This window comes from Bradyrhizobium sp. WYCCWR15520 (assembly GCF_056174665.1).
The window spans coordinates 93,992-116,164 of sequence record NZ_JBWBWM010000003.1 but is presented as its reverse complement, the minus strand read 5'-3'; the positions used below and the strand labels follow the sequence as shown (position 1 = coordinate 116,164).

The window sequence follows — 22,173 nt, the reverse complement described above, 5'->3', positions numbered from 1 at the left end:
GGCGGCCTCAATGTCCGCAAGGAGCCGACGTTCACATTTGCTCGAACTAAGCGAGGCTTACGACGTGCGTGCCTGTGCGATGGTCGCGTCGACGGGGGGGAGCCACGACCAGACTTGTGGTAGGGACACTCGGCTATCGGCCGGACTTGGCTGGCTGCTCTCGCCGCTGAACCTATGTTTGCTGGACAAGCGAATGCAACGCCTTAACCGCGGCTTCCCGAGTCTCCACGGGGACAAACAGGCTGACCGAATTCGGCGACATCGCGTACTTGTCGGAGACAATCCCGTGATGTGCGAGTACCTGCAACGCGGTGAACGGCAATTCCGGCAAAATGGCACCGAAGCAGGTGAGAGTCACCGCGCTTGAAGCCTCGCGCTGCTTGCGCAGATCCTGGCTCTGCTCCAGCGTGCGCAACAGCGCATCCAGCCACTCTGAATCGCAGGCCACGGTTATGCTGGTTTTTCCAGCGGTGAAGCCGGAGTCGAGGAGTTGCGGCCAGGACAGACTGTTCTGCTTGAGATGCTGCGCGAACTTCTCGAAACCATGATTGAGATCTTTGGAATCGATTTCCACATGCTCAATGCGCGCGATCGAATTGACGGCCAGAGCTTTTCCATTTTCCATGCCTGCAACCTCTTTCATCACTTGCGTACTGTGTTCAACGCCACCCCACCGCTTGAGAACCAGAGGTACATCCTGACTTTGCGCCAGCTCTACGCTGCGAAAATGCAGGACCTTTGCACCCCAGAAGCACATCTCCGACAGGGATGCGAAGTCCACTTGTCGCAGGGGCTTTGCGTCCGGCACGATGCGCGGATCGGCCGAACAAATTCCGTCGACCTCCTTGACGATTTCACAGCGTTCGGCCTTCAATGCTGCGGCCATCGCAACGGCCGTGGTGTCGCTGCCGCCCCGGCCCAGCGTGGTGATCTCCCGGGTCGCCGGGTTCACGCCCTGAAACCCTGCCAACACCACAACGCGCCCACGATCAAGTTCCTCACGCACGCGAATGGGCCGTACATCCAGAATGCGCGCGGAGGAATGGGAGTCGTCGGTCATCACGCCGGCCTGGCTGCCGGTGAAGCTGATCGCGGGCACGCCGAGATCGGCAAGCGCCATGCTCATCAGCGACATGCTGATGCGCTCACCGGTCGTTAGCAGCATGTCGAGTTCACGGCGATTGGGAGCAGGGCTGACCTGGTAAGCCATCTGGATCAATTGGTCGGTGGTCTTGCCCATGGCCGAGACGATCGCCACGACACGATGACCACGGCCATGCAGGTCGGCGAGACTGCGCGCAACCGCGCGAATTTTTGCCGGTGTTTCAAGGCAGACACCGCCGTATTTTTGCACGATGATGGGATGGTTGCGCATCTAGCCTCCTTGAGAAGCCTCGCTCGCGTCGTCCATCGAACCGACACCGCCTATCCACGTGCCGACGACTTCAAAGTTCGGATTGAAGGCGACAAGGTCGGCGCGGTATCCGGGCGCGATCCGTCCAAGCTCGGACTCAAGGCCGAGGAATGCCGCTGAAGTCCGCGAGGCCATGATGAGGGCATCTGCAAGGGAGATTCCGAGCAGCGCAACGGCGTTGCGCACCGCCTCGATCATGGTGAGGTGCGCGCCCGCGAGTGTGCCATCGGGCCCGGTCAGGCGATTTTCGTGCAACGTGATCTGCCTTCCCTGCAGCACGAATTGCCGGTCGTTCGTACCTACCAATGGCATGGCATCGGTGACCAGCATCAAGCGGTCGCGCCCCTTGCAGCGGAAGGCAACACACAAAGCGGCGCGGTCAACGTGGATGCCATCGCAAATGATCCCTGCAAACAGCCGGTCATCATCAAGCGCGGCGCCGACCAGGCCCGGCTGCCGGGCGCTTAGCTGCGACATGGCATTGAACAGATGGGTCACCCCCGAGACACCGCGATCGACCGCCTGCCCGATTTGGGTCGCGGTGGCGTCGCTGTGGCCGGCCGCGATACGCAGCCCGGCGCCGATCAATTCATCGATCATGGACGCAGGCACGCATTCCGGGGCCAAGGTCACCATGGAGCGGCCGCATCGCCCAAAACTCTTGATCGCGGCCATATCGCGCTGATCGGGCACGCGTATCTCGGCTTCCGGATGAATGCCCTTGCGAGACCGGTTGAGGGCCGGTCCTTCCAGATGAAAGCCGAGAACACCGGGAATCTTCAGACTGGCCTCGGCGACCGCAGCCAATCGCTCGATGACCTCGCTGCGATCGGTGATGAGGGTCGGCAAGCAGCCCGTGGTCCCCGCCTTGCGGTGCGCCTCAACGATGCGTCGAACGCCAGCCTCCGTGGGCTGGTCGTTGAGAAGAACGCCCCCGCCTCCGTTTACCTGGATGTCGATGAATCCGGGTGCGAGGATCGCGTCCGCGGGAAGCTGGATTGAGGCCCGCGCCGCCGCCTCGCCGAAAGTGATGCTTTCAATCCGCCCCTGCGAGATCCTGACCGCCCCCGGCCCGCGCATGTCGGCACCATCAAAGATGCGCTGCGCGGCAACCGTGAGGGAGGAAGAACCCAAATGGCCCATCAGCATTGATCCGAGAAGGATAAGTCACGGACTCGTGAGACGAGTCCTGCACAGGACTTCATATGTACACCAAGGAGCTCGGGAGGACCCGGAGGGAAACCTTCGCGTTAACTTTCCATGGGAACAAAAGGTACCACGTATCTCGGCATTGATGGCGGCGGAACTCGCTGCCGCGCCCGGATCGAAGACGAAAACGGCGGGGTACTCGGAACAGCGAACTCGGGGCCTGCCACGACGCGGATTGGCTTCGAGAAGGCCTGGCGGTCGATCATGGAGGCCACCGAAGCGGCCGCCGCACAGGCCGGACTGACGCACGAGGATTTCGCGCGAATGCACGCCGGAATTGGCCTTGCCGGTCTCGGTCGCCGGGGCGCGGAAGCGGCGCTCAACAAGATCGCGCATCCCTTTGCGTCCGTCATCTTCACCAGCGACGGCCTCGCGGCCTGTCTCGGCGCCCATAGCGGCGCGGACGGGGCCATCGTGGTAGCCGGCACAGGTTCGGTCGGCGTCGGCCTGATCGACGGTCGCGAAATCCGTATCGCCGGCTACGGTTTTCCTGTGTCGGACGAAGGCAGCGGTGCCGATATCGGCCTCCACGTCGTTCGACTGGCGCTGCGGGCCGCGGATCGCCGCGGCGAACTGACCCCATTGCTTTCAGAGGTGCTGGGCGCATTCGATCATGATCCTTATCAGGCGGTGGCTTGGTCTGAAGAAGCCAGGGCCGCAGACTACGCTGCGTTCGCGCCGATCGTGATGCGACACGCCAATCAGGGCGATCCGGTCGGCCGTCGCATCGTCGAACGCGCGGCCGATGCCATTGGCGATCTGCTCGATCTGTTCCTGGCGAGGGGAATTGACCGACTCTCGCTGGTGGGCGGGCTGGCCGATGCCATGACGCCCTGGCTGACGCCTGACCTGCGCGCTCGCCTGAGGCGTCCCGATGCCGACGCGGCGGCCGGCGCGCTTCTGCTGGCGCGAGGGCGGCTTGACCTGCCCAAGAGGGAAACGGACAGAGAAACGGACAGAGAATCTGACCATGAACAGGTTTCGAAGTTCCGCGTTTGATGGCACATGGATCAACTATATGGCCACCGAAGAAGTCGATCCCCGCTTTGCCGATCTTGATGCATGGTCGCTGACGTCAGCGATGGAAGCGATGTGGGAGGGCCAGCTTGCGGCAGTCGCGGCGATTGGTCATGCCCTTCCCGCGATCACTGCGGCGACCGAAGCGGCGAAGGCGGCGCTGGGCGATCGCGGTCGCATCGTGTATGTCGGCGCCGGCACCTCGAGCCGCGTGGCGGTCCAGGACGGCGCCGAGCTGATGCCGACCTTCGCCTGGCCCAGGGAGCGCGTCCGTTTCGTTGTCGCAGGCGGCGACAGCGCGTTCGTTACCAGCATCGAGGGCGCGGAGGATGATGTCGATGATGCAGTCGCGCAGATCAATGCCGCGCGGCTCACACCGCACGACGTGGTGATCGCCGTTGCTGCCAGCGGGACAACGCCATTCACGGTCGCGGCGCTGCAGCAGGCAGGCTCTTTCGGTGCAGTGACGATCGGTATCGCCAACAATCCCGGCACCGCGCTGCTGGAATCGGCAAAGTTTCCGATCCTGATCGAGACCGGCCGCGAGCTGATCGCCGGCTCCACCCGGATGAAGGCAGGCACAGCCCAGAAAGTTGTGCTCAATCTGATCTCCTCGGGGATCATGCTGCGCCTTGGCCGGGTGTATCGCGGCATGATGGTCAACATGCAGCCGACCAATGCCAAGCTGAAGCGGCGCGCCGAGGCCATGGTGGCACAAATCGCGCGCTGCGATCCGTCGCATGCGGCACGCTCGCTTGAGCAGGCCGAGGGAGACATCAAGACGGCTAGCCTTCTGGCGTTGGGTGTCGACAGGGTTGATGCCGAGACCATTCTGAAAAACTGTGACGGCAACCTTCGGCGCGTGTTTGCCGAGCTCACCAAGGATCAAGACCGGCATCCCAAGGCAGCGGCGGCACGCAAGCAAGGCGGAGCGGTTGAGCCGTGACGTCATCCGCAATGGCGAGCGAAATCGGGGAAAGCGCGGATGTTGTCGCCAACATTGTTCGCAACCGCCCCGCCACGCGCGACATCGCGCAGCGAATTGGGATTGGCTCCGCCCCCCTGTGCGTCGTGTGCGGCCGCGGAAGCTCCGGGCATGCCGGGGTTTTCTTAAGATACCTCGTCGAGACGCGGCTTCGCCTTCCCGTCTCAGCCAGCGCTCCTTCGGTGATCACGGCATTTCGCACGCCCTTGATGCTGCGCCATGCGGTGTTCATCGTGATCTCGCAATCCGGGCGGAGCCCGGATCTCGTCGCGGCGACCAGGTCGGCGCGCGCCGCGGGCGCCCGCACCATCGCTATCGTGAATGCGACGTCGTCGCCTGTGGCTGACGAAGCCGAGTTCGTCGTTCCGATCGAAGCCGGCCAAGAGCACTCCGTGGCGGCGACCAAGACCGTGATCGGCTCGATGGCCGCTGGCGCCGAGCTTGTTGCCGAGCTGGCGGAAGATCGGGCGCTGCGGTCAGCCCTCGACAGGCTGCCCGAGCGCCTGCACCGCGCGCTGGCGCTCGACTGGTCCGAGATTGCCGATGATCTCGCCAAGGCGTCAGCCGTGTTTGTGGCAGCGCGGGGTCTTGGTCTCGGCTCGGCGCGGGAGATCGCGCTCAAGCTTTCGGAAATCCTGCGCCTGCCTTCCATTGGCCTGAGCGCCGCGGAGCTGCAGCATGGGCCGCGTGCCGCGTTATCATCGCGCACGCCGGTTGTCATGATGCGCCTCATGGATGAAACGGCTGTTACGGTGGACGCGCTGGCAGAAGAATTGCGCGAGCAGGAGATCGCGCTGCATTTATGCGGCGGACCGCATGGCTCGCTGCCCTGGCTGGCCGAGGATGACCCCGCCACCGACCCGATCACCATGCTCGTTCCGGCCTATCGGATGATCGAACAGACAGCGCGCGCCTGCGGATTCGACCCGGATCGTCCCCCTCGCTTGAGCAAGATTACCGAGACGTTTTGACGGCGGACTGAACGAAAGCGGGGGCACCAGACATGGCGCCCGTGCGGTCAACGCAATTCGACCGTCAAGCGGCGACCGGCTTTCGCCCGCGTTCAAAAACGAAATCGCGGTACCCGTCTTGTTGCCTGCGACCAGCAGGAACAGGCCGGCCACCAAGGCGATCCGCAGCCAGGTCGGCAATCTCATCGGGTTCATGCGGCGTGCTCGGGCAGTGCATCAGGCGGCGGACGATCCGATCAGCCGCCCTTGGCGAGGCTCGTTCGACATCAAGCAGACCCGGTGCCAGCGAAGCTCCCCTTCGATCATCCGGCACCACTGGCGAGTAGCGGCCTTGACCTGAATCAAGGCATCGACCGACCGGAGTTCCGCTACAGCGCCGGACAGCGCGCGTATTTGATTTCCATGCCGGACATCCCCGGAAACAGGCGCATGACGGTGTTGGCGTCCACTTCCCTGAGATTGAACTGTACGCTTTGCAGCATGATGTCGGAGGCGCAGGCCGCCAGGAGATTGATGGTCGCCCCTTCATCCTTCTTTGCCTTGATGCGGCAGCGCGCGAATTTTCCGGTGATCTGGTCGCCCTCCACGATGAAGCCGCCGCCATACACGTCGGACATGTCGGTGAAAGTCACTTGTGTGCCCTTGCGCATGAACACCTTGGAACAGTTGTCCGGATCGCTTGCCCAGGCTCCATTGAGATCGAAAGCGCCGGCAGAACCGCAAAGTCCGATCGAGACGCCAAGCAGGAGCGCCGCAGATACGGCATTGGTGTGGAAGCAATTCATCTCATCTTTCCCCTCAGTGACCGCTCAGCACCAGCGTCTTGACCGGCAGCAACAGCGCCTGGATGCGCAGCAGGAGCGCATGCACCAGGCCGGTCGCATCGACGGCATGCAGGGCGAAGCCTTTCAGCGCGCCGGTCTTCGGGTCGGCGATCACGTCGTGATTGCTGGTATAGGCATTGACGATGCAGCTAGAGCCCGGCGTGACCCCTTCAAGACCGCCCTTGTACAGCGGCTCCAGGAAGGCGAGGATCGTACCCGGCTGCCGCAGACTCTGCGGATCGATCAGTTGTTCGCCGGAGCGGAACTGGCCCGCGGCGATATAGTCCTGCACGCTGGTAACAACGAGCGGAATAATCACCCAGGGTTTCGAGATGCAGGTTGCTTCCGCGACCATGCCCGGTTTCATGACCTGGGCCTCGATCTGGCCGAACCCGGCCTGCAGCACGCTCCGCCCTGCGCCTTCCGGAATCAACACTCCGGCCGGCCGCATCAACTGATTGACGACGTCGCCGGTGCGCACGAGGAATTGCTCCACGCGACCATCGACGCCTGCTCGAACGTAGGTCTTGTCGAGGTCGACCTGCGCCTGCGCCATCGCGGCCTCGGCGCTCGCTTTCTCGGCGGGCAGCAGCGTTGAGACGCGCAACACCGCCGACTCCTTGACGGCATTCGCAGCATCGACGCCGGACTGCCGCTGATCGACCAGCACCTGCAGCTTCTCGATGTCGCGTTGCGGCACGATGCCGGGATTGCGGCGCTGCAACTCGCTCTTGACCTCCAGTTCGTCCTTGGCCTGCTGGTGGTTGGCTTTCGCTTCGCCGATCTGAGCTTCCGCCTTGACGACATCGGAGCGCGCGCTCATCAACGCCGCATCGACCTCGGCAATCTTCCGCTTGGCCGTCTCGAGGGCCGCCTGCTGTTTCGAACTATCAAGCCTGAAGAGGACGTCGCCCTTCTTCACCGCCTCGCTGAAGCCGACATTCACCTCGGCAACGCGGCCCGAGCCTTCGGGAAGGATCGGCACCGTGCGGAAGTAGATCGCCGCCGATGTCGTCGAGGGATGGTAGTAGAAGATCATCGTGATCAACCCGATGGTCAGCATCAGGCAGCCGGTGATGCCCCAGCGCAGTTCATACCAGACCGAAAAGAACGTGATCTCCTTGCCGAACCGTTTGCCCTGGGCATAGCGGCGATAGAGATAGTCGGGCAGGATCGTCACAAGCGAGCAGATCATCAGCTCAAGCATGGGTGTGCACCTCCTGCTTGGCGGCGGCTTCCTTTGTGGCGCCGCGACCGTCGGCCTGCGCCGGGACATTTTCGAACTTTTCTTCGTCAAGCGGCGGGCCAGGCGCCGCATCGGCAATACGCTCGACCGATCCCGCGATGCTGCGCAGCGGCGTGCCGAAATCCGGCAGATCGATCATCGCGAGCAACAGACCCGCAATCCAGAAGATATGCATGTGGGTAAAGAGCGAGATCAAGCCGAGAACGGCGACGATCTCGAACTGCAGCTTATGCGTCCGGTGCGCCATGCGCTCCGGCAGGCTATGCAATTTCCAGTACAGGGTGCCGACCCATAGGATGACGGCCACAAGGAAAATCCCCATCACCACCATCAGGGTGTCCGATCCGTCCGGACCAGGGACAAAGAACGGCAGATGGTGTGGCGCTGCCGGATGCATCTGTTCGCTCAAAGCTCGTACTCCCCTGTCAGGTCGCCCGAAGACTGCGCATTGCGCAGAGTGGGAGCTATGGTCTCCCAATGCTTGATCTGAATCAAGAAGTGCTCCGCGGCGCCAGCCGTAACGTTGAGCGCCCAATGCTGTGAACGGTCATTCAGGAGCGACGTACATGGCCAAGATCGACGACCTGATCCCCAGCGCGAAGGAAATCCAGAAGCAGGCGGCGCTGAAGGAGGTGCAAAAGGCCGACGAGATGGTCAAGCGGCTGGCTGCGGCAGAAGCCGAGAAGTATGCCCTGATCGAGAAGCTGAGCCGACCGTCGGGTCTGTCCGAGGATGAGAAGGTCAAGCTCGCCTCGACCGTGATCCACCGTGCAGTGCGCAACGGCTTGACGGAGGTGCAGCTCTACCGTTTCCCGAATACGCTGTGCAGCGATCGCGGCCGAGCCATCAACCAGATGGAAGAAGGCTGGGAAAAGACGCTGAACGGAATCCCCAAGGAGATCTTCCAGCTCTGGAGCGATTATCTGCAGCCGCGCGGCTATCGCATCCGCTATCAGATCGTCGATTTTTCCGGTGACGTGCCCGGCGACATCAGCATCACCATAAGCTGGGACGGCTAGCGGGACCGATCGCCATTGAACCGTGAAGCATTGCGCATATCCAAGGACAATGGACCGGAACACAGGATTCCTTTCACCAGGCGCCCACCAATACCTGCATTGCCGGCGATGCAGCTAGTTCTGCACTGATCGGCGAACCGGAGAGAGCAGAAGATCGAAGAATGAACTAGGCAGCAGCGGCGGCAGCCCGCTGGATAGGCTCGATCAGCGACGTCGCGGTAAACGGCTTTGTCAGGTAAGCGATGCACCCGGAGGCGAAGGCGGCCATGCGCGTGGCGTCGCTGTCATTGCCGGTGATATAGATGACCGGCACGTTCACGCCCGCTTCCGCCAACTGATGGCGCAGCTCGATGCCCGATCCGTCGCTCAGGTTGACATCGAGCACGAGGCAGAAGGCCTGTTCGAAATTGTCATGATCCTTCAGGGCATCTGCTGTTTCAAACGGCACAGTTTCAAAACCATGCACCCCGAGCAGCCGGCGCAGGCCCTTCAGCATGGAGGGGTCATCATCAACGATAAAAACGGCTTTGCGCTGCAACAAGCTGCTCGGCTTTCAGTTGTTACGGGAACGCTCGGCATAGCCTCTAGGCTGCCCGGCTAAACTTTTGGAATGGACGAAGGTTCCCGCCTATTCAACCACCGGGGTTCTCGGGTTTTATCGGTGACTAGGATACTACCTGTCAAAGAACTTCACACTGTCCTTCCGGACAGGTTCCGTACGTATCAGCTGAGCACGCCGAGCCGCTCGGCCAGCGTCACCAGTTCAGCCAAAGATCGCGCCTTCATCTTCTCCATCACCTGATGGCGATGCGCCTTGATGGTGCGCTCCGTCGTGCCGAGCTCATGAGCGATTTGCTTGTTCAGCTTGCCGCGCACGACGAGGCCGAACACCTGCCGCTCGCGCGGCGTCAGTTCCGTCGCCAGCGCTCGCACCTCTCCCAGCCTGGACCGTTCATCGCGCAGGGTGGCATGACGCGCCATCGCTCGCTCAATTGCGCCGAGCAGTTGCTCTGATTCCACCGGCTTGGTGAGGAAGTCTTCCGCGCCGGCCTTGATGGTCCGCACCGTCGTCGGCGTGTCGGCATGCCCGGTCAGGAATACGATCGGCAACGTCAAGCCGAGTTCGTTCAGGCGTCCCTGCAATTCAGGGCCGCTCAGGCCGGGTATCTGCACGTCGAGCAGGATACAGCCGGGCTCGTTGTCATCCGGCAGGCAGTCGAGCAGTTGCTGCGCCGACGGATAGGTCGCGACCTGATAGCCGGCGAGTTTCAGGCGGCGCTCGATCGCGATCCGGAACGAAGCATCATCATCGACGACGTGAACGTGTCCCTGCAACCTCATCTCCTATGCCGCCAATGGAAGCGTGAAATGAAACGTCGCACCACCGCCGCTCTGGTTCTCGGCCCAGATATTTCCCTTGTGGGCCAGGATGATGCTGCGCGCAATGGAAAGGCCGATCCCCATGCCCTGGTCCTTGGTGGTGAAAAATGGATCGAATACCTGACCGAGCTTGTCGGACGGGATGCCGGGGCCGGAATCGGAAATCGAAATCTCGACCGTGGATCCGCCGTTCAATTCCGTGCGGCCTATCACGGTGCGGCCGTAGGGGATCGCGGACATGGCATCCATGCTGTTCACGACCAGATTCAGGATGACCTGCTGCAGCTGAATCGGATCGCCCTTGATGCGCAGTTCGCCCGGCGTGGTCTGCAGATAGAGCGCGACGTTGCGGCCGGAGGCCTGCGCCGAAAGGAACCTGAAGGCCTCGTTCATGATCTCGTTGAGGTCAATCTCCCGTGTTTCGAATGGCGTCCGCTTCAGGAAAGCGCGCAGCCGGCGGATCACCTCGCCGGCGCGCTGATCATCGCGTTTGATGTCGGCGAGGATTTCCCTGACTTCTCCGAGATCGGGATTATCCGACTTCAGGATCAATTCGGCGGTCTCGGCGTTGGTCAGGATCGAGCCCAATGGCTGATTGAGCTCGTGCGCGATCGAGGAGGACAATTCGCCGGCCGTCGCATTCCGATTGACGTGAGCGAGTTCGGACATCCGATTGCGCGATTCCACCTCGGCATCGCGCCGCAAGTGCCGCTCATGCAGCAGGAACGTGATCAGCCCCGCCTGGAGCAACAGCGCCGCCACGACGGCCAAGCTCTGCCAGCGATATCTCTCCAGGAACGTCTGCTCGCGGAAGCGAATTTCGCCGCTTTCGGGCAGGCTGGATTCGCTGACATTCCAGCGCTGCATTTGCTGCCAGTTGAAGAGCGGCTTCACGCCGCCGCTTACCGGAGAGATCTCTCCGGCGCGTTCGCCGTTGAGAATGCGCAGCGCGATTTTCGCGGCCTCCGCGCCGATCTCCGTCGCGATCAGGACATATCCTCCGATTCCCCCCACGGCCAAAAGCGGTTCGGCGCCGACGATGATGGGGCGGGTGGCCTTTTCGGCAATCATCCCGAACGCAGTCGCCGCGGGATAGAATGTGCCCTCGCCGTCCGAGAACACGCCTGTATAGATGATGGCGCTCCGCTCCGGCAATTCGGAAACCCGTTTGCGGATGTCGGACATCTTCTGCCCAACGATATCGATCACGTTCAAGCCGGATGTTGCGGCGGGAATTTCCTCAGACCAGTGACTGAAAAGAGCCTGCCGCTCCCAGGCATCCCCCACCAGAGCAACGGTGTCGAGGTCGGGCACCACCGCCCGCGCGGCTTTGATGGTCCCCGCCAGAGAATTCTTGAGAATGACTCCCGTTACTCCCGCTTGCCCCTCGAGCTTCGCAAGATCACTCTCGTCCAGCATGGCGAATACGACGGGAGTGTCCGGCCACAATTCTGCGCGCCAGCGCAACGTATGCTCGAGCATTCCCCTGCCCATTGCCACGATGACATCGATCGGCCGATCCCGGTATTTTTCCTTGAGATGCCGCTTCAGGCTTTCCGTATAGGCGGCTCCGCCGAAGCGGGGCAGATCGAGGTTCTCGCCGTAGATCGTCACGCGCACACCGGCGCGGGCATCGAGCACCCCGCGCATTCCCGACCAAAGCTGATAATGGAACGGTCCGCGCAAATCCGATTGATCGAGCACGAGGACGGAATGCGGCCGCGCCTGCTGTGCCGAGACACAAATCGGTGCCAGCAAAGCGATCAGCCCTACAATCCACCCGATGATCCAGACCATGGCGCCCCTGAATCTAGCACGGGCAAAACTAGCATCCGGCGGCGGTCGCGAACACCCGGTATGCAATCGTAGAGTATCGCATCCGTGGCAGCCATATTGACGCATCCGACCTGTCCTCAGGGACAATGGACCGCCGGCCGCTGATCGCGAGAATGGCCTCCCATTGTGAAACAATTTTCGCAGAATGTGGCAGCAGCGTCGCATTCTACAGTTAGAAAAAAATCGAGGCCACCACTTGCGTGATCGGCTCGTTCGATCGAGGAGATGGTCCATGCTTGCCCGCGTCAGTACCAGCTTTGCTGAATTCCCTGGCATTTTTGGAGAGTACGACCCCAAAAGCGGGGCGCCGATCAGAATCAATTTGAACGAATTCAGCTACAAGAAGGGTGCCGAAATCTTCGGCGAGAAGGAGCCGGCCGACTATGTTTACCAGGTCGCGGCCGGCGCCGTACGGAGCTACAAACTGCTCTCAGATGGTCGCCGTCAGATCGGCGCCTTCCACCTCGTCGGCGATATTTTCGGGCTCGAGATCGGGACGGAGCATCGCTTTACCGCCGAAGCAATCATCGACACCACCGTTCGCCTGCTGAAACGGCGCAGCCTCGAGCTGGTGGCCGAGAGCAATGCGAAGGTGGCCCGCAATCTGCTCAGCATGACGACGAGCAATCTCCGGCACGCCGAAGATCACATGCTGCTACTGGGACGCAAAACGTCGCTGGAGCGCGTCGCGGCATTCTTGATCGAGATGGACCGCCGATCAACGGCGGCAGGCATTCTCGCGCTGCCGATGTGCCGGCGCGACATCGCCGACTATCTCGGGCTGACGCTGGAGACGATATCGCGCGCCCTGTCGCGGCTGCACGATCTCGGCGTTCTCAGCTTCATCGGCAAAAGCCAGCGACAAATCGTTCTGCGCGACCGGGACAAGCTCGCTAGCTACGATTTACAACACTGAAGAACATCCCCAGAGCGGCAATCGCGCCGAGATGCTCGATCCTCTTGAGCAGAACCTCGAACAGCACCGCGGTGGACTATCCGAACATCAGGACAAAGTTCGGCTAACTCGCTGGGACCACGACCCACAGGTTGTGCATCTCGCGTTCACATCCTGAAAGCGCCGCAACCCGCAAACTACGGTTCGGCAAGCCAAGCGGAAACGGAAGGAAGAAGTGGGGCACCTCCGGCGCAACTCGCACGAAGTGAGAGCGAAGAAACGGCCCCCCAAGGTGACTAGCGCCGTCGCGACGTATCCTACCCGCATCCGCAGGATTTGCCCCTCCCGCCTTGACGTCCTCGCGCAACTCCGGAAACCTACCCCTTCTGGGGACTGATTTTCAGCCAGCTGCTTTCGGCCCGGCCAAAATCGGCCCGCCCTTCTGGAAGGGAACGGCCACGGGAATTGGTACGTCTATTGCTTCCCGGCGATAAGCGTGCGAGGGGGTAAGGACCTAAATATGATCCGCGTGTTTCTTGATCGACTCTATCTTCTCTCCGGCTATCTCGCCGGCCTCTTCCTCATTGCAATTTTTGTGCTGATGCTGCTGCTGTCGGGCGGCCGGCCGCTCGGTATCAATATTCCGGCGGGCGATGATTTCATCTCATGGTGCATGGCGGCAACCGCCTTCCTTGGGCTCGCGCACACGTTCAAGCACGGCGAGATGATCCGCGTCGGCCTGCTGATCGACCGTCTCAGCGACAATGTCCGCCATTATGTCGAGATCGCAGCGCTTCTGATCGGCGTCGGCTTCATCGGCTTTTTCGCGTGGCATGCCGCGATCATGACCTGGCAATCGCTTAAATTTTCCGACATTTCGCAAGGCGTCATTGCGGTGCCGCTGTGGATTCCGCAACTCGGCTACAGCGGCGGCCTGGTGATTCTCTTTATCGCGTTTGTGGACGAGCTGGTCCATGTCCTGCGCGGCTTTGCGCCGCGCTACGAATTGCCGAAACCGCGGAGCGCTGAGGAAATCGTCGAGCGCGCCATGCAGAGCGGGGTCTGACATGGAGCTGCTCTCCATCGCCGCCATCCTGCTCGGATTTCTTGCGCTGCTGCTCGGTGCCGGCGTCTGGATCGGCGTCGCCTTGATGGCGACGGGATGGGCCGGCATGCAATTCGCCGGCGGCGCCATTCCGGCCGGCAGCGTGCTTGCGACAACGGTGTGGGGCAACAGTGCGTCGTGGTCACTCGCCGCGTTGCCGCTCTTCATCTGGATGGGCGAGATTCTATTCCGAACGCGCCTGTCGGAGGAAATGTTTCGCGGATTTGCGCCGTGGCTGAACTGGCTGCCGGGCCGACTCATGCATGTCAATGTACTCGCCTGCGGCGTGTTCGGTTCGGTGTCGGGATCGTCAGCCGCGACCTGCGCCACGGTGGCCAAGATCGCCCTGCCGGAATTGAAGAAGCGCGGCTATGACGAAAACCTGAGCCTCGGCTCTCTGGCCGGTGCGGGAACGCTCGGCATTCTGATCCCGCCGTCGATCACCATGGTGGTCTACGCCGTGCAGGCGAACGTCTCCATCATCCAGGTTTTCCTCGCCGGATTTCTGCCGGGCCTGTTGGTGATGGCGCTCTATTCCGGCTACATCGCAGTGTGGTCGCTCGCCAATCCGAACCGCACGCCGCCGGCCGATCCGCCCATGAGCCTTCGCAGGCGCATCTCAGAATCGCTCAATCTTATTCCTTGTCTGCTGCTGATCGTCTTCGTTTTTCTGTCGTTGCTGATGGGCTGGGCGACGGCGACGGAATGCGCAGCCTGGGGAGTATTGGGGGCACTCGCGATCGCATGGTGGCAAGGCGCGCTGACCTGGCAATCGTTCTGGGCGAGCGTCATGGGCGCGACGCGGGTCAACTGTATGATCCTGCTGATCCTGGCGGGCGCCTCCTACATGGGCACGTCGATGGCCTATACCGGCATCCCCTTGGCGCTCGCGAACTGGGTGAACAGCCTCCAGCTCAGCCCCTATGCGCTGATCGCGGCGCTCACCGTCATGTACATCGTGCTCGGCGCGGCGCTCGATGGCATCTCCATGATCGTGCTGACCACCGCCATCGTCATTCCGATGGTGAAGCAGGCCGGGTTCGATCTGATCTGGTTCGGCATTTTCCTGGTGCTGGTGGTTGAAATGGCGGAAGTCTCTCCGCCCGTCGGCTTCAACCTGTTCGTCCTGCAGACCATGAGCGGCAAGGATTCCAACACGGTCGCCAAGGCCGCCCTGCCGTTCTTCTTTTTACTCGTTCTGGCGGTTGCCATCATCACGGTTTTTCCTGATATCGTGATGCTGCTGCCGCGGATAGCGTTCCCTGGCTAGAGAGGTATTTGTCATGTTCAAACTTATAAAGACCTGCGCAATGGCCGCCTGCGTCGCGGCGCTTGCCGCTCCCGCAATGGCGCAGACAAAATGGAATCTCCCCGCGGCCTATCCGGCGGACAATCCGCATTCGGTGAACCTGATCGCATTTGCCAAGGACGTTGCCGATGCCACCGGCAACAAGCTGCAGATCACCGTGCATCCCGCGGCATCGCTATTCAAGGCGCCGGAAATCAAGCGCGCGGTCGCGACCGGCCAGGCGCAGGCGGGCGAGGTGCTGATCTCGCTGCACGAAAACGAAGATCCGATGTTCGGCATCGACGTCATCCCCTTCCTGTCGACGAGCTACCCCGCAGCCAAGAAGCTGTGGCTCGCGTCGAAACCCGCGATCGAAAAGAAGCTCGCCTCGCAAGGCTTGATGCTTCTGTTCGCGGTGCCGTGGGGACCGCAAGGCATTTACGCCAAGAAGGATCTCAACACGATCGAAGACATGAAAGGCCTGAAGTGGCGGGCCTATAACGTCGGCACCTCGCGCATCGCCGAGCTTGTCGGCGCCCAGCCCGTCACCATCCAGGCCGCAGAACTGCCGCAGGCGCTGGCCACCGGCGTCGTGAACGCGTTCATGACCTCGGGCTCGACCGGCTATGACAGCAAGTCCTGGGAAACCATGACACACTTCTACGATACGCAGGCCTGGATTCCGAAGAACGTCACCTTCGTGAACAAGGCGGCGTTCGACGCACTCGACAAGCCGACCCAGGACGCGATCCTGAAGGCGGCGGCGGTCGCCGAAGAGCGCGGCTGGAAGCTCGCGGAAGAAAAGGCAAAGTGGTATCTCGAACAGCTTCAGGCCAACAAGATGAAGGTGCTGCCGCCGCCTCCGGCGCTGAAGTCCGGCCTGGAGAAGATCGGCGAGCAGTTGACGGCCGATTGGCTCAAGAAGGCCGGCGCCGATGGCGAGGCCGTGATCGCCACGTATAAGAAGTAAAGCCCTCTTTATTGTGCGCTCGTAGCGTCCGGCGTCGATCGCCGGACGCTATTCTTTTTGCGGCGACGTTCGCGAGCGAGATTAAACTTCGGCCTCCACTCATCGACTCGAGTCACCCGGATGGAGGTGGAGAACACCCATCGTTGCCTCTCTAGCCCGGCGCGCGATTTCGCTGTTGCTCGGGCGATCGGCCGCCTGAAGCAAGAGGCCGATCATCAAGTCACCCCACAGCAGCCCCAGGAACTGTTCGGTCATCACAGCAGGATCGCCTTCGCAAAGCCCCGCTGACCTGGCCTTGGCCATGATCTCGCGGAGCGAATCGCGCGTAGGCCCGCGCGCGATCGATTCCAGCACTTCCGCGACCCTCGGGGCATGCACGGTTTCCGATATCGCCAGCCGGAACACGGCGACGACAACCGGATCGGTCGTTTCCGTCAGAAGCTTCGTTCCAAATCCGATAAGCACGTTGGCCAGCGTTTCCCTGTCGCGTAGTTCGGGCAGATCGGCCGGCGCTTTCAACCGTTGGGCGCGCTCGGTGATGCAAGCGACCAGCATCGCTTCCTTGTTGCCGAACAGCGAATAAAGCTCGCGTTTCGAGACGCGCGCGCGCGTCGCGATCTCCAGCGTGCTGGTCTGCGCGTAGCCGCCTTCCATGAACGCCGAAAAAGCCGCGCCGAGAATCCTCTTCCGGACGGCGGCGCCATCGGCCTCCTCCTCGCGCGGTTTCACTCTTGGACTCATCGGTATCAATTCCCGCTTGACTTGGTACCATATGGTACCATATATCGAATCTTATGGTACCATATAGTACCAAGAACGCCCCTGACGGTAAAGGCGCCGTGAATCGCTACGCAGGCTAGTCGGAGGAAACATCATGAACAGACGCCAGCTATTGGCCATGGCATTGGCGCCGCTCGCATTCCGGATCGCGCCTGACGCGATCTCGGCAAACGCATTCGCGGCAACTTCGGAACCAGACCTAAAAATGAGCAACACGACGCAACGGATCATCGAATGCAACGGCATCCGCCTCAACATCGCTGAACAGGGCGAAGGACCGGTGGTGCTGCTGGTGCACGGTTTTCCCGAATCCTGGTACTCCTGGCGGCATCAGATCGACGCGCTGGCCGCCGCCGGCTTCCGTGTCGTCGCGCCCGACTTGCGCGGCTACGGCAAGAGCGACGCGCCGCAGGCGATCGATCAATACACGATCCTGCATCTCGTCGGCGACATGGTCGGCATTCTCGATGCGGTGGGCGCGGCGACGGCCGTCATCGTCGGTCACGACTGGGGTGCCAGCATCGCCTGGCAGGCGGCGCTGATGCGGCCCGACCGCTTCAGGGCGGTCGCAGCGCTCAGCGTCCCGTTCCGCCCGCGCGGCAAGGCGCCGCCGACCAGCCTCATGCCGCGCACGGAGACTGCGCAATTCTATCAGCTCTATTTCATGGAGCCGGGTCCTGCCGAGGCGGAGCTGGGACGCGATCCGCGCGCGACCATTCGCAACATGCTGTTCGGCGCGTCCGGCGATGGCGTGGCCGCGGCGCGCGCTTCCGTCGCCGCCGGCGGACCTGCACTGAGCCTTGGCATGGTGCCGAAGGGCGGCGGATTTCTGCAAGGACCCGGCGCGCCCAAGACCCTGCCATCCTGGATACACGAAAGCGACATCGACTTTTACGGCGAGGAGTTCAAGCGAACCGGCTTCCGCGGCGCGCTCAACTACTACCGCAACATCGATCGCAACTGGGAAATCACCGGCGCGATTGCCGGCCTGCAGGTGTCTGTCCCGGCGCTCTACATCGCAGGCGATCGCGACTTCCTGCTTTCCTTTCCCGGCACGGACCAGTTGCTGGCCAATCAGAAGAACTTCGTGCCTGGCCTGCGCAGGATTCAGATGCTTCCGGGCTGCGGCCACTGGACCCAGCAGGAGCGACCGAACGAGGTCAGCGCCGCGCTGGTGGAATTCATTCGAGACCTGCCGAGGCACTGATGACAACCCTGCCCTCCCAACAACCGTCCCTACCCCGACCGGTGGCCATAGCCGGCAGCCGGAAAGAAAACGACGCGGTGAACGTCAAGAAGGCGATGCTCGACGGGCCGATCCTGCCGACGCTCCTGAAACTCGCTTTGCCGACCCTCGTGGTCATGATCGTGCAAACCTTTGTCGGGATCGCGGAGACCTATTTCGTCAGCTTCCTCGGCACGGAAGCCCTGGCGGGCGTCACGCTGGTGTTTCCCATCTTCATGCTGATGCAGATGATGTCGAATGGCGGCCTCGGCGGCGGCGTCGCATCAGCCATCGCGCGTGCGATCGGCGCCGGCAAGGTGGCCGAAGCCGAAGCACTTGCGCTGAACGCGCTCGTTCTCGCCATTATATTCGGAATGGTCTTTGCCGGTGCGGAATGGCTGTTTGGCGAGGCTGTCTATCGGCTGCTCGGCGGCCAGGCCGGAGCGCTCGACGCGGCGCTCGAATATGGCCACGTCATCTTCTTCGGCGCGGCCCTGGTATGGATTGTCAGCCTTCTGGCGGCGGCGCTTCGCGGCGCCGGCAACACGGTCGCGCCGGCTGCCATCATTCTGCTAGGCGTGTTCGTGCTGCTTCCGCTTTCGCCGGCCTTGATCTTCGGCTGGGGGCCGTTTCCGCGGCTCGGCGTGACGGGAGCCGGCATTGCCGTAATCGTCTACTATCTCGTCGGCGCTCTCGTGCTGATCGCCTACATGCGCTCGGCCCGGACCTCGCTGCGCCTGCTCTTCGATATACGCCTCGTCAAGTGGCGGCTGCTCGGTGATATCCTCGGCGTCGGCGGGTTGTCGGCGATCGGCACCATCCAGTCCAATCTGACCGTCGTTCTCGTCACCGGCGCCGTCGGGCTGTTCGGCACTGACGCCCTCGCAGGCTACGGCATCGCGTCGCGCCTCGATTACATCCAGATTCCGCTGCTGTTCGCGCTGGGCAGCGCGGCGCTCACCATGGTCGGCGTGAACATCGGATCGGGCCAGATCGGAAGGGCGGAGCGCATCGCATGGATTGCCGCGTTATTTGCAGCCGGTGTCACCGAACTGCTCGGACTTGTCGTGACAATATTTCCACACGCCTGGCTGTCGCTGTTCAGCACCGAGCCCGAGGTTCTTGCCGCCGGTTCGACCTATTTCCGCATCGTCGCACCATTTTACGGTGTAGCCGGTCTCGGGATGCTGCTCTATTTCGCAGGCCAAGGGGCAGGTCGCGTGATGTGGCCGGTGATCGGAGGGGCCGCCCGGTTGTTCGTCGCGGCGGGGCTGGGCTGGATCGTCGTTGCCGGACTTGGCGGAGGTTTGCGGGAGCTCTTCATCGTGGTCGCCGCGGGCTCGCTGATTTCCGGCGGCATCGTCGCATCTGCGCTTTGGCTCCGCGGCTGGGGGCCGGCCGGTCAGATCTCGAAATAATCCCCGACACGGATCATCCTGACGCAGCCGGCTGCTCTCGCCGCTACTGCCCGGACAAAACTTCAGCCGCGCCGCCGATGCCACGCCGGAAGGCTTCATCGAATGTGACGCCGCGGACCTGCCAGCGGTGCGTCCGGCCGGCCCAATCGATCTGCCACTGCGTGGCCCAGCCGAGCTGCCGATCATCCCAGACCAGTCGCCCGGTCAGGATGGCCTCCGCGTCCTGCTCGGCTGCAACAGGCGCAAGCGCCGACAATGGCGTCGTCCCGAGTGTCTCGCCAGTGATGTTCGATTTCGTCAATGCCGCCGCGCCGGGCAACACGATCAGCATGCCGCGCTTGTCTGCCGCGGCGAGCAACGCGTCGCGCTGCAGGTCGGACTGGGTTCCATCTATGGTCACGATGTAGTTCCTTGGGCCCTGCTCCATCGCGACAAAGACCGCAAGCACCGGTCGGTGTGAGAGCCAGGGCTTGAGGCCGAGCTTCTTGAGAAGCTCGTCGATCTTGCTTTCCTCAAAATCGACCGTCAGGTCGTAGGGCCGATCGCGGGTGCCCTGCTCGTCGCGGATCGGCTTGCCCAAAAACTGGTCGCGATAGCTGAATGTCGTGACGAAATCCGTTGCTTTCGACTTGTAGGCTGCCAACCGCCGGTCGCCGGCGAGCTTCTGCGCGCCGGATACCTTGATGAGGACGTCTTCCAGACATGTCGCAAAGCCGGCGATGCGGTTCGCTTCGCCCTGGCCCGTCACGGTGACCTTCGTGCGATAAAGCTCGGCGCCCACGGCGGCCATGCTGCCGGCGCACCAGATCAAGGCGGCTGCAAGAAATGTCCTGACTATCGCGCGGTTCCGTTCGGGGATGTTGTTCTTTTCGGTCATGTGTTTGTTCTTGGGCATTCGTTCGTTACTGCGGAAACGCCAACTTCCAAACAGCATGGCTTGCCAGCAAAATCAGGGACTTATTGCGTCGTCTTTGCGCTCCGCCATCTTCAATCGCCGCCTTCTATCACTGCAAACCTCGTCGCGGCGCAATATGCAAAATGAGACTACCGGTCAAGTTGTGGCAGGTGAAGCTGCGCGCGCCGCCCTCGTCATCAGCTAGTTTTCGCCCGGCGGTCCCGCTCGCCATGCATTCCGGCTGCACGATCAAGCAATCGGTCATCCACGGCATGGCGAGTTTGGAACGACCTGACGATAGAAAAACCGGCGATACAAGGGAGGGGTTCGATGTTTAAAAGCTGTGCGGGACTGGTCGCGCTGAGCAGCCTGTTGCTTTCTGGCGCCGCCATAGCCCAAGAGAAAATCAAGGTCGGCGTTACCGCGACGCTCGAAGGTACCTATACCGTGCTCGGCGAGGACGGCATCCGCGGACATCAGACGGCGATCAACACGCTCGGCAAGAAGGTCGGCGACAAGGAAATCGAATTCATCATCGCCTCGACGGATGCCACGCCCGATTCCGCGGTTCGTGCCGTACGCAAGCTGATCGAACAGGACAAGGTCCAGATCCTGCTTTCACCCCTGTCCGGCGACGAAGGCATCGCGGTCAAGAACTTTGCCAAGACGCGTCCGGAGCTAACCTTTATCAACGCCGCTTCCGGCGCACAGGAGACGACCTATGTCGACCCGGCGCCGAACTTCTACCGCTACAACATGGACGGCGCGCAATGGCAGGTCGGCCTCGGCAAATACGCCTATGAAACCAAAGGCTATAAAAAAATAGCGACGGTCGGCGACGACTATTCGTTCATCTACACCCAGGTGTTCGGACTTGTGCTGGAGTTCTGCGGCGCCGGCGGACAGGTCACGAACCGGCAATGGGTGCCGCTCGGAACGAAGGATTTCGCCTCCGTCATTGCTGCTCTTCCCGACGATGTCGATGCGATCTATCTCGGCCTCGGCGGCGCCGACGCCGTCAATTTCCTGAACCAATACCAGCAGGCCGGCGGCAAGGCTCGTCTGATGGGCGGCTCGATCATGGTCGACCAGACCATTCTTTCGGCCAAGGGCAACGCCAAGAATGCCCTGATCGGCACCATTGCCGCGAGCGGCCAAGCCGATACCTGGGAAGATCCGGGTTGGCAGAAGTTCGTGAAGGCCTATCAGGACGCGTTCCCGCCGAACAAGCGGTTCCCGAGCCCGTCACTGCTCGCTACCAATTACTACAACTCGACGGCGGCGCTGATCCTCGCGCTGCGTCAGGTCAACGGCGATCTCAGCAACAACCAGGCGAAATACAGGGAAGCGCTGGCCAAGATCGAGCTCGACGCGCCCAACGGCAAGATCAAGCTCGACTCCAACCGCCAGGCCATCGGCACCAATTTCGTCACCGAAGTGGTGGATGATGGCAAGGGCGCCTTGTTCAGCAAGGTCGTGAAGGTGATCCCGAACGTCAACCAGACGCTCGGCTACGACCCCGCGGTGTTCTCCAAGATCGGGTTGCCGAGCCGAACGGTTCCGGAGTGCAAGAAGTACTGAGTTCTTCGCATTTGCGAACGGGCCCCGGTCAGGCGCCGGGGTCCACTCGGGCCCGAACCTGGACATGATCTTCCCTTGCATTCTCGCGGCGGATGTTGAACGCTGGTTGAAAAGA

Annotated in this window: 21 protein-coding genes; 11 read left to right on the top strand and 10 right to left on the bottom strand. The window is 62.0% G+C overall.

Annotated features, from left to right (window positions below; genetic code table 11):
* Positions 1 to 172: 172 nt before the first annotated feature.
* A complete protein-coding gene (locus AC0QUY_RS04260; RefSeq protein ID WP_475385887.1) occupies positions 173 to 1,375 on the bottom strand; it encodes an aspartate kinase in 1,203 nt (400 codons plus the stop codon).
* Positions 1,376 to 2,557, bottom strand: a complete 1,182-nt coding sequence (gene nagA, locus AC0QUY_RS04255) for an N-acetylglucosamine-6-phosphate deacetylase (RefSeq protein ID WP_475385886.1) — start codon at positions 2,555 to 2,557, stop codon at positions 1,376 to 1,378.
* Positions 2,558 to 2,674: 117 nt separating this feature from the next.
* On the opposite strand from nagA, the gene AC0QUY_RS04250 reads away from it, so the two are divergent.
* The 3 genes from AC0QUY_RS04250 to AC0QUY_RS04240 are packed head-to-tail and all read left to right on the top strand — an operon-like array spanning position 2,675 to position 5,596.
* Positions 2,675 to 3,622 (top strand): glucosamine kinase nucleotide-binding domain-containing protein, encoded by a 948-nt coding sequence (locus tag AC0QUY_RS04250; RefSeq protein WP_475385885.1) that lies wholly within the window; start codon positions 2,675 to 2,677, stop codon positions 3,620 to 3,622.
* A 19-nt stretch (positions 3,623 to 3,641) separates the two neighbouring features.
* Positions 3,642 to 4,586 carry an N-acetylmuramic acid 6-phosphate etherase gene (locus AC0QUY_RS04245; RefSeq protein ID WP_475385884.1) on the top strand — a complete coding sequence of 315 codons (945 nt, stop codon included), beginning with the start codon at positions 3,642 to 3,644 and terminating at the stop codon, positions 4,584 to 4,586.
* Between the two features lie 11 nt (positions 4,587 to 4,597).
* Positions 4,598 to 5,596, top strand: a complete 999-nt coding sequence (locus tag AC0QUY_RS04240; RefSeq protein ID WP_475386043.1) for an SIS domain-containing protein — start codon at positions 4,598 to 4,600, stop codon at positions 5,594 to 5,596.
* 368 nt (positions 5,597 to 5,964) lie between these two features.
* On the opposite strand, the gene AC0QUY_RS04235 is transcribed toward AC0QUY_RS04240, so the two are convergent.
* From AC0QUY_RS04235 to AC0QUY_RS04225, 3 genes are read right to left on the bottom strand one after another with little or no spacing between them, the layout of a single operon-like run.
* The gene (locus AC0QUY_RS04235; RefSeq protein ID WP_161852189.1) at positions 5,965 to 6,381 is read right to left on the bottom strand and encodes a hypothetical protein; all 417 of its coding nucleotides are present in this window, start codon (positions 6,379 to 6,381) and stop codon (positions 5,965 to 5,967) included.
* 13 nt (positions 6,382 to 6,394) lie between these two features.
* Positions 6,395 to 7,627 (bottom strand): HlyD family secretion protein, encoded by a 1,233-nt coding sequence (locus AC0QUY_RS04230; protein ID WP_161852188.1) that lies wholly within the window; start codon positions 7,625 to 7,627, stop codon positions 6,395 to 6,397.
* A complete protein-coding gene (locus tag AC0QUY_RS04225) occupies positions 7,620 to 8,075 on the bottom strand; it encodes a hypothetical protein (protein WP_161852187.1) in 456 nt (151 codons plus the stop codon). The genes AC0QUY_RS04230 and AC0QUY_RS04225 overlap by 8 nt, the downstream gene beginning before the upstream one ends.
* 157 nt (positions 8,076 to 8,232) lie before the next feature.
* Here AC0QUY_RS04225 and AC0QUY_RS04220 point away from each other — a divergent pair, with 157 nt between their 5' ends.
* Entirely contained in the window at positions 8,233 to 8,685 is a 453-nt protein-coding gene (locus tag AC0QUY_RS04220) for a hypothetical protein (RefSeq protein ID WP_161852186.1), read from the top strand.
* Positions 8,686 to 8,851: 166 nt separating this feature from the next.
* Here the strand turns inward: AC0QUY_RS04220 and AC0QUY_RS04215 are convergent, their stop codons facing one another.
* The 3 genes from AC0QUY_RS04215 to AC0QUY_RS04205 all read right to left on the bottom strand — a co-directional run bounded on the left by AC0QUY_RS04215 (position 8,852) and on the right by AC0QUY_RS04205 (position 12,135).
* Entirely contained in the window at positions 8,852 to 9,223 is a 372-nt protein-coding gene (locus tag AC0QUY_RS04215; RefSeq protein ID WP_371419422.1) for a response regulator transcription factor, read from the bottom strand.
* A 185-nt stretch (positions 9,224 to 9,408) separates the two neighbouring features.
* Positions 9,409 to 10,020, bottom strand: coding sequence for a response regulator transcription factor (locus AC0QUY_RS04210; RefSeq protein ID WP_475385883.1), 612 nt, complete (start codon positions 10,018 to 10,020; stop codon positions 9,409 to 9,411).
* Between the two features lie 9 nt (positions 10,021 to 10,029).
* Positions 10,030 to 12,135, bottom strand: coding sequence for a sensor histidine kinase (locus tag AC0QUY_RS04205; protein WP_475385882.1), 2,106 nt, complete (start codon positions 12,133 to 12,135; stop codon positions 10,030 to 10,032).
* Between AC0QUY_RS04205 and AC0QUY_RS04200 the strand changes: the two genes are divergently transcribed.
* The 4 genes from AC0QUY_RS04200 (at position 12,134) to AC0QUY_RS04185 (ending at position 16,159) form a co-directional block, all read left to right on the top strand.
* Complete coding sequence (locus AC0QUY_RS04200; RefSeq protein WP_161852182.1) at positions 12,134 to 12,817, top strand: helix-turn-helix domain-containing protein; 684 nt, start codon at positions 12,134 to 12,136, stop codon at positions 12,815 to 12,817. The two genes, AC0QUY_RS04205 and AC0QUY_RS04200, sit on opposite strands and share 2 nt — an antisense overlap.
* Before the next feature lie 499 nt (positions 12,818 to 13,316).
* On the top strand, positions 13,317 to 13,862 hold the full coding sequence (locus AC0QUY_RS04195) for a TRAP transporter small permease (RefSeq protein ID WP_161852181.1): 546 nt from the start codon (positions 13,317 to 13,319) through the stop codon (positions 13,860 to 13,862).
* A gap of 1 nt (position 13,863) precedes the next feature.
* Positions 13,864 to 15,171 carry a TRAP transporter large permease gene (locus AC0QUY_RS04190; RefSeq protein WP_161852180.1) on the top strand — a complete coding sequence of 436 codons (1,308 nt, stop codon included), beginning with the start codon at positions 13,864 to 13,866 and terminating at the stop codon, positions 15,169 to 15,171.
* A 13-nt stretch (positions 15,172 to 15,184) separates the two neighbouring features.
* Positions 15,185 to 16,159, top strand: a complete 975-nt coding sequence (locus AC0QUY_RS04185) for a TRAP transporter substrate-binding protein (protein ID WP_475385881.1) — start codon at positions 15,185 to 15,187, stop codon at positions 16,157 to 16,159.
* A 99-nt stretch (positions 16,160 to 16,258) separates the two neighbouring features.
* On the opposite strand, the gene AC0QUY_RS04180 is transcribed toward AC0QUY_RS04185, so the two are convergent.
* Entirely contained in the window at positions 16,259 to 16,900 is a 642-nt protein-coding gene (locus AC0QUY_RS04180) for a TetR/AcrR family transcriptional regulator (protein ID WP_475385880.1), read from the bottom strand.
* 244 nt (positions 16,901 to 17,144) lie between these two features.
* Here AC0QUY_RS04180 and AC0QUY_RS04175 point away from each other — a divergent pair, with 244 nt between their 5' ends.
* Positions 17,145 to 18,146 (top strand): alpha/beta fold hydrolase, encoded by a 1,002-nt coding sequence (locus tag AC0QUY_RS04175; RefSeq protein ID WP_475386042.1) that lies wholly within the window; start codon positions 17,145 to 17,147, stop codon positions 18,144 to 18,146.
* A 77-nt stretch (positions 18,147 to 18,223) separates the two neighbouring features.
* A complete protein-coding gene (locus AC0QUY_RS04170; protein ID WP_475385879.1) occupies positions 18,224 to 19,582 on the top strand; it encodes an MATE family efflux transporter in 1,359 nt (452 codons plus the stop codon).
* Between the two features lie 43 nt (positions 19,583 to 19,625).
* Here the strand turns inward: AC0QUY_RS04170 and AC0QUY_RS04165 are convergent, their stop codons facing one another.
* Positions 19,626 to 20,459, bottom strand: a complete 834-nt coding sequence (locus tag AC0QUY_RS04165; RefSeq protein ID WP_475385878.1) for a DUF2066 domain-containing protein — start codon at positions 20,457 to 20,459, stop codon at positions 19,626 to 19,628.
* Positions 20,460 to 20,807: 348 nt separating this feature from the next.
* Between AC0QUY_RS04165 and AC0QUY_RS04160 the strand changes: the two genes are divergently transcribed.
* Positions 20,808 to 22,058 carry an ABC transporter substrate-binding protein gene (locus tag AC0QUY_RS04160; protein ID WP_161852177.1) on the top strand — a complete coding sequence of 417 codons (1,251 nt, stop codon included), beginning with the start codon at positions 20,808 to 20,810 and terminating at the stop codon, positions 22,056 to 22,058.
* Positions 22,059 to 22,173: the final 115 nt, after the last annotated feature.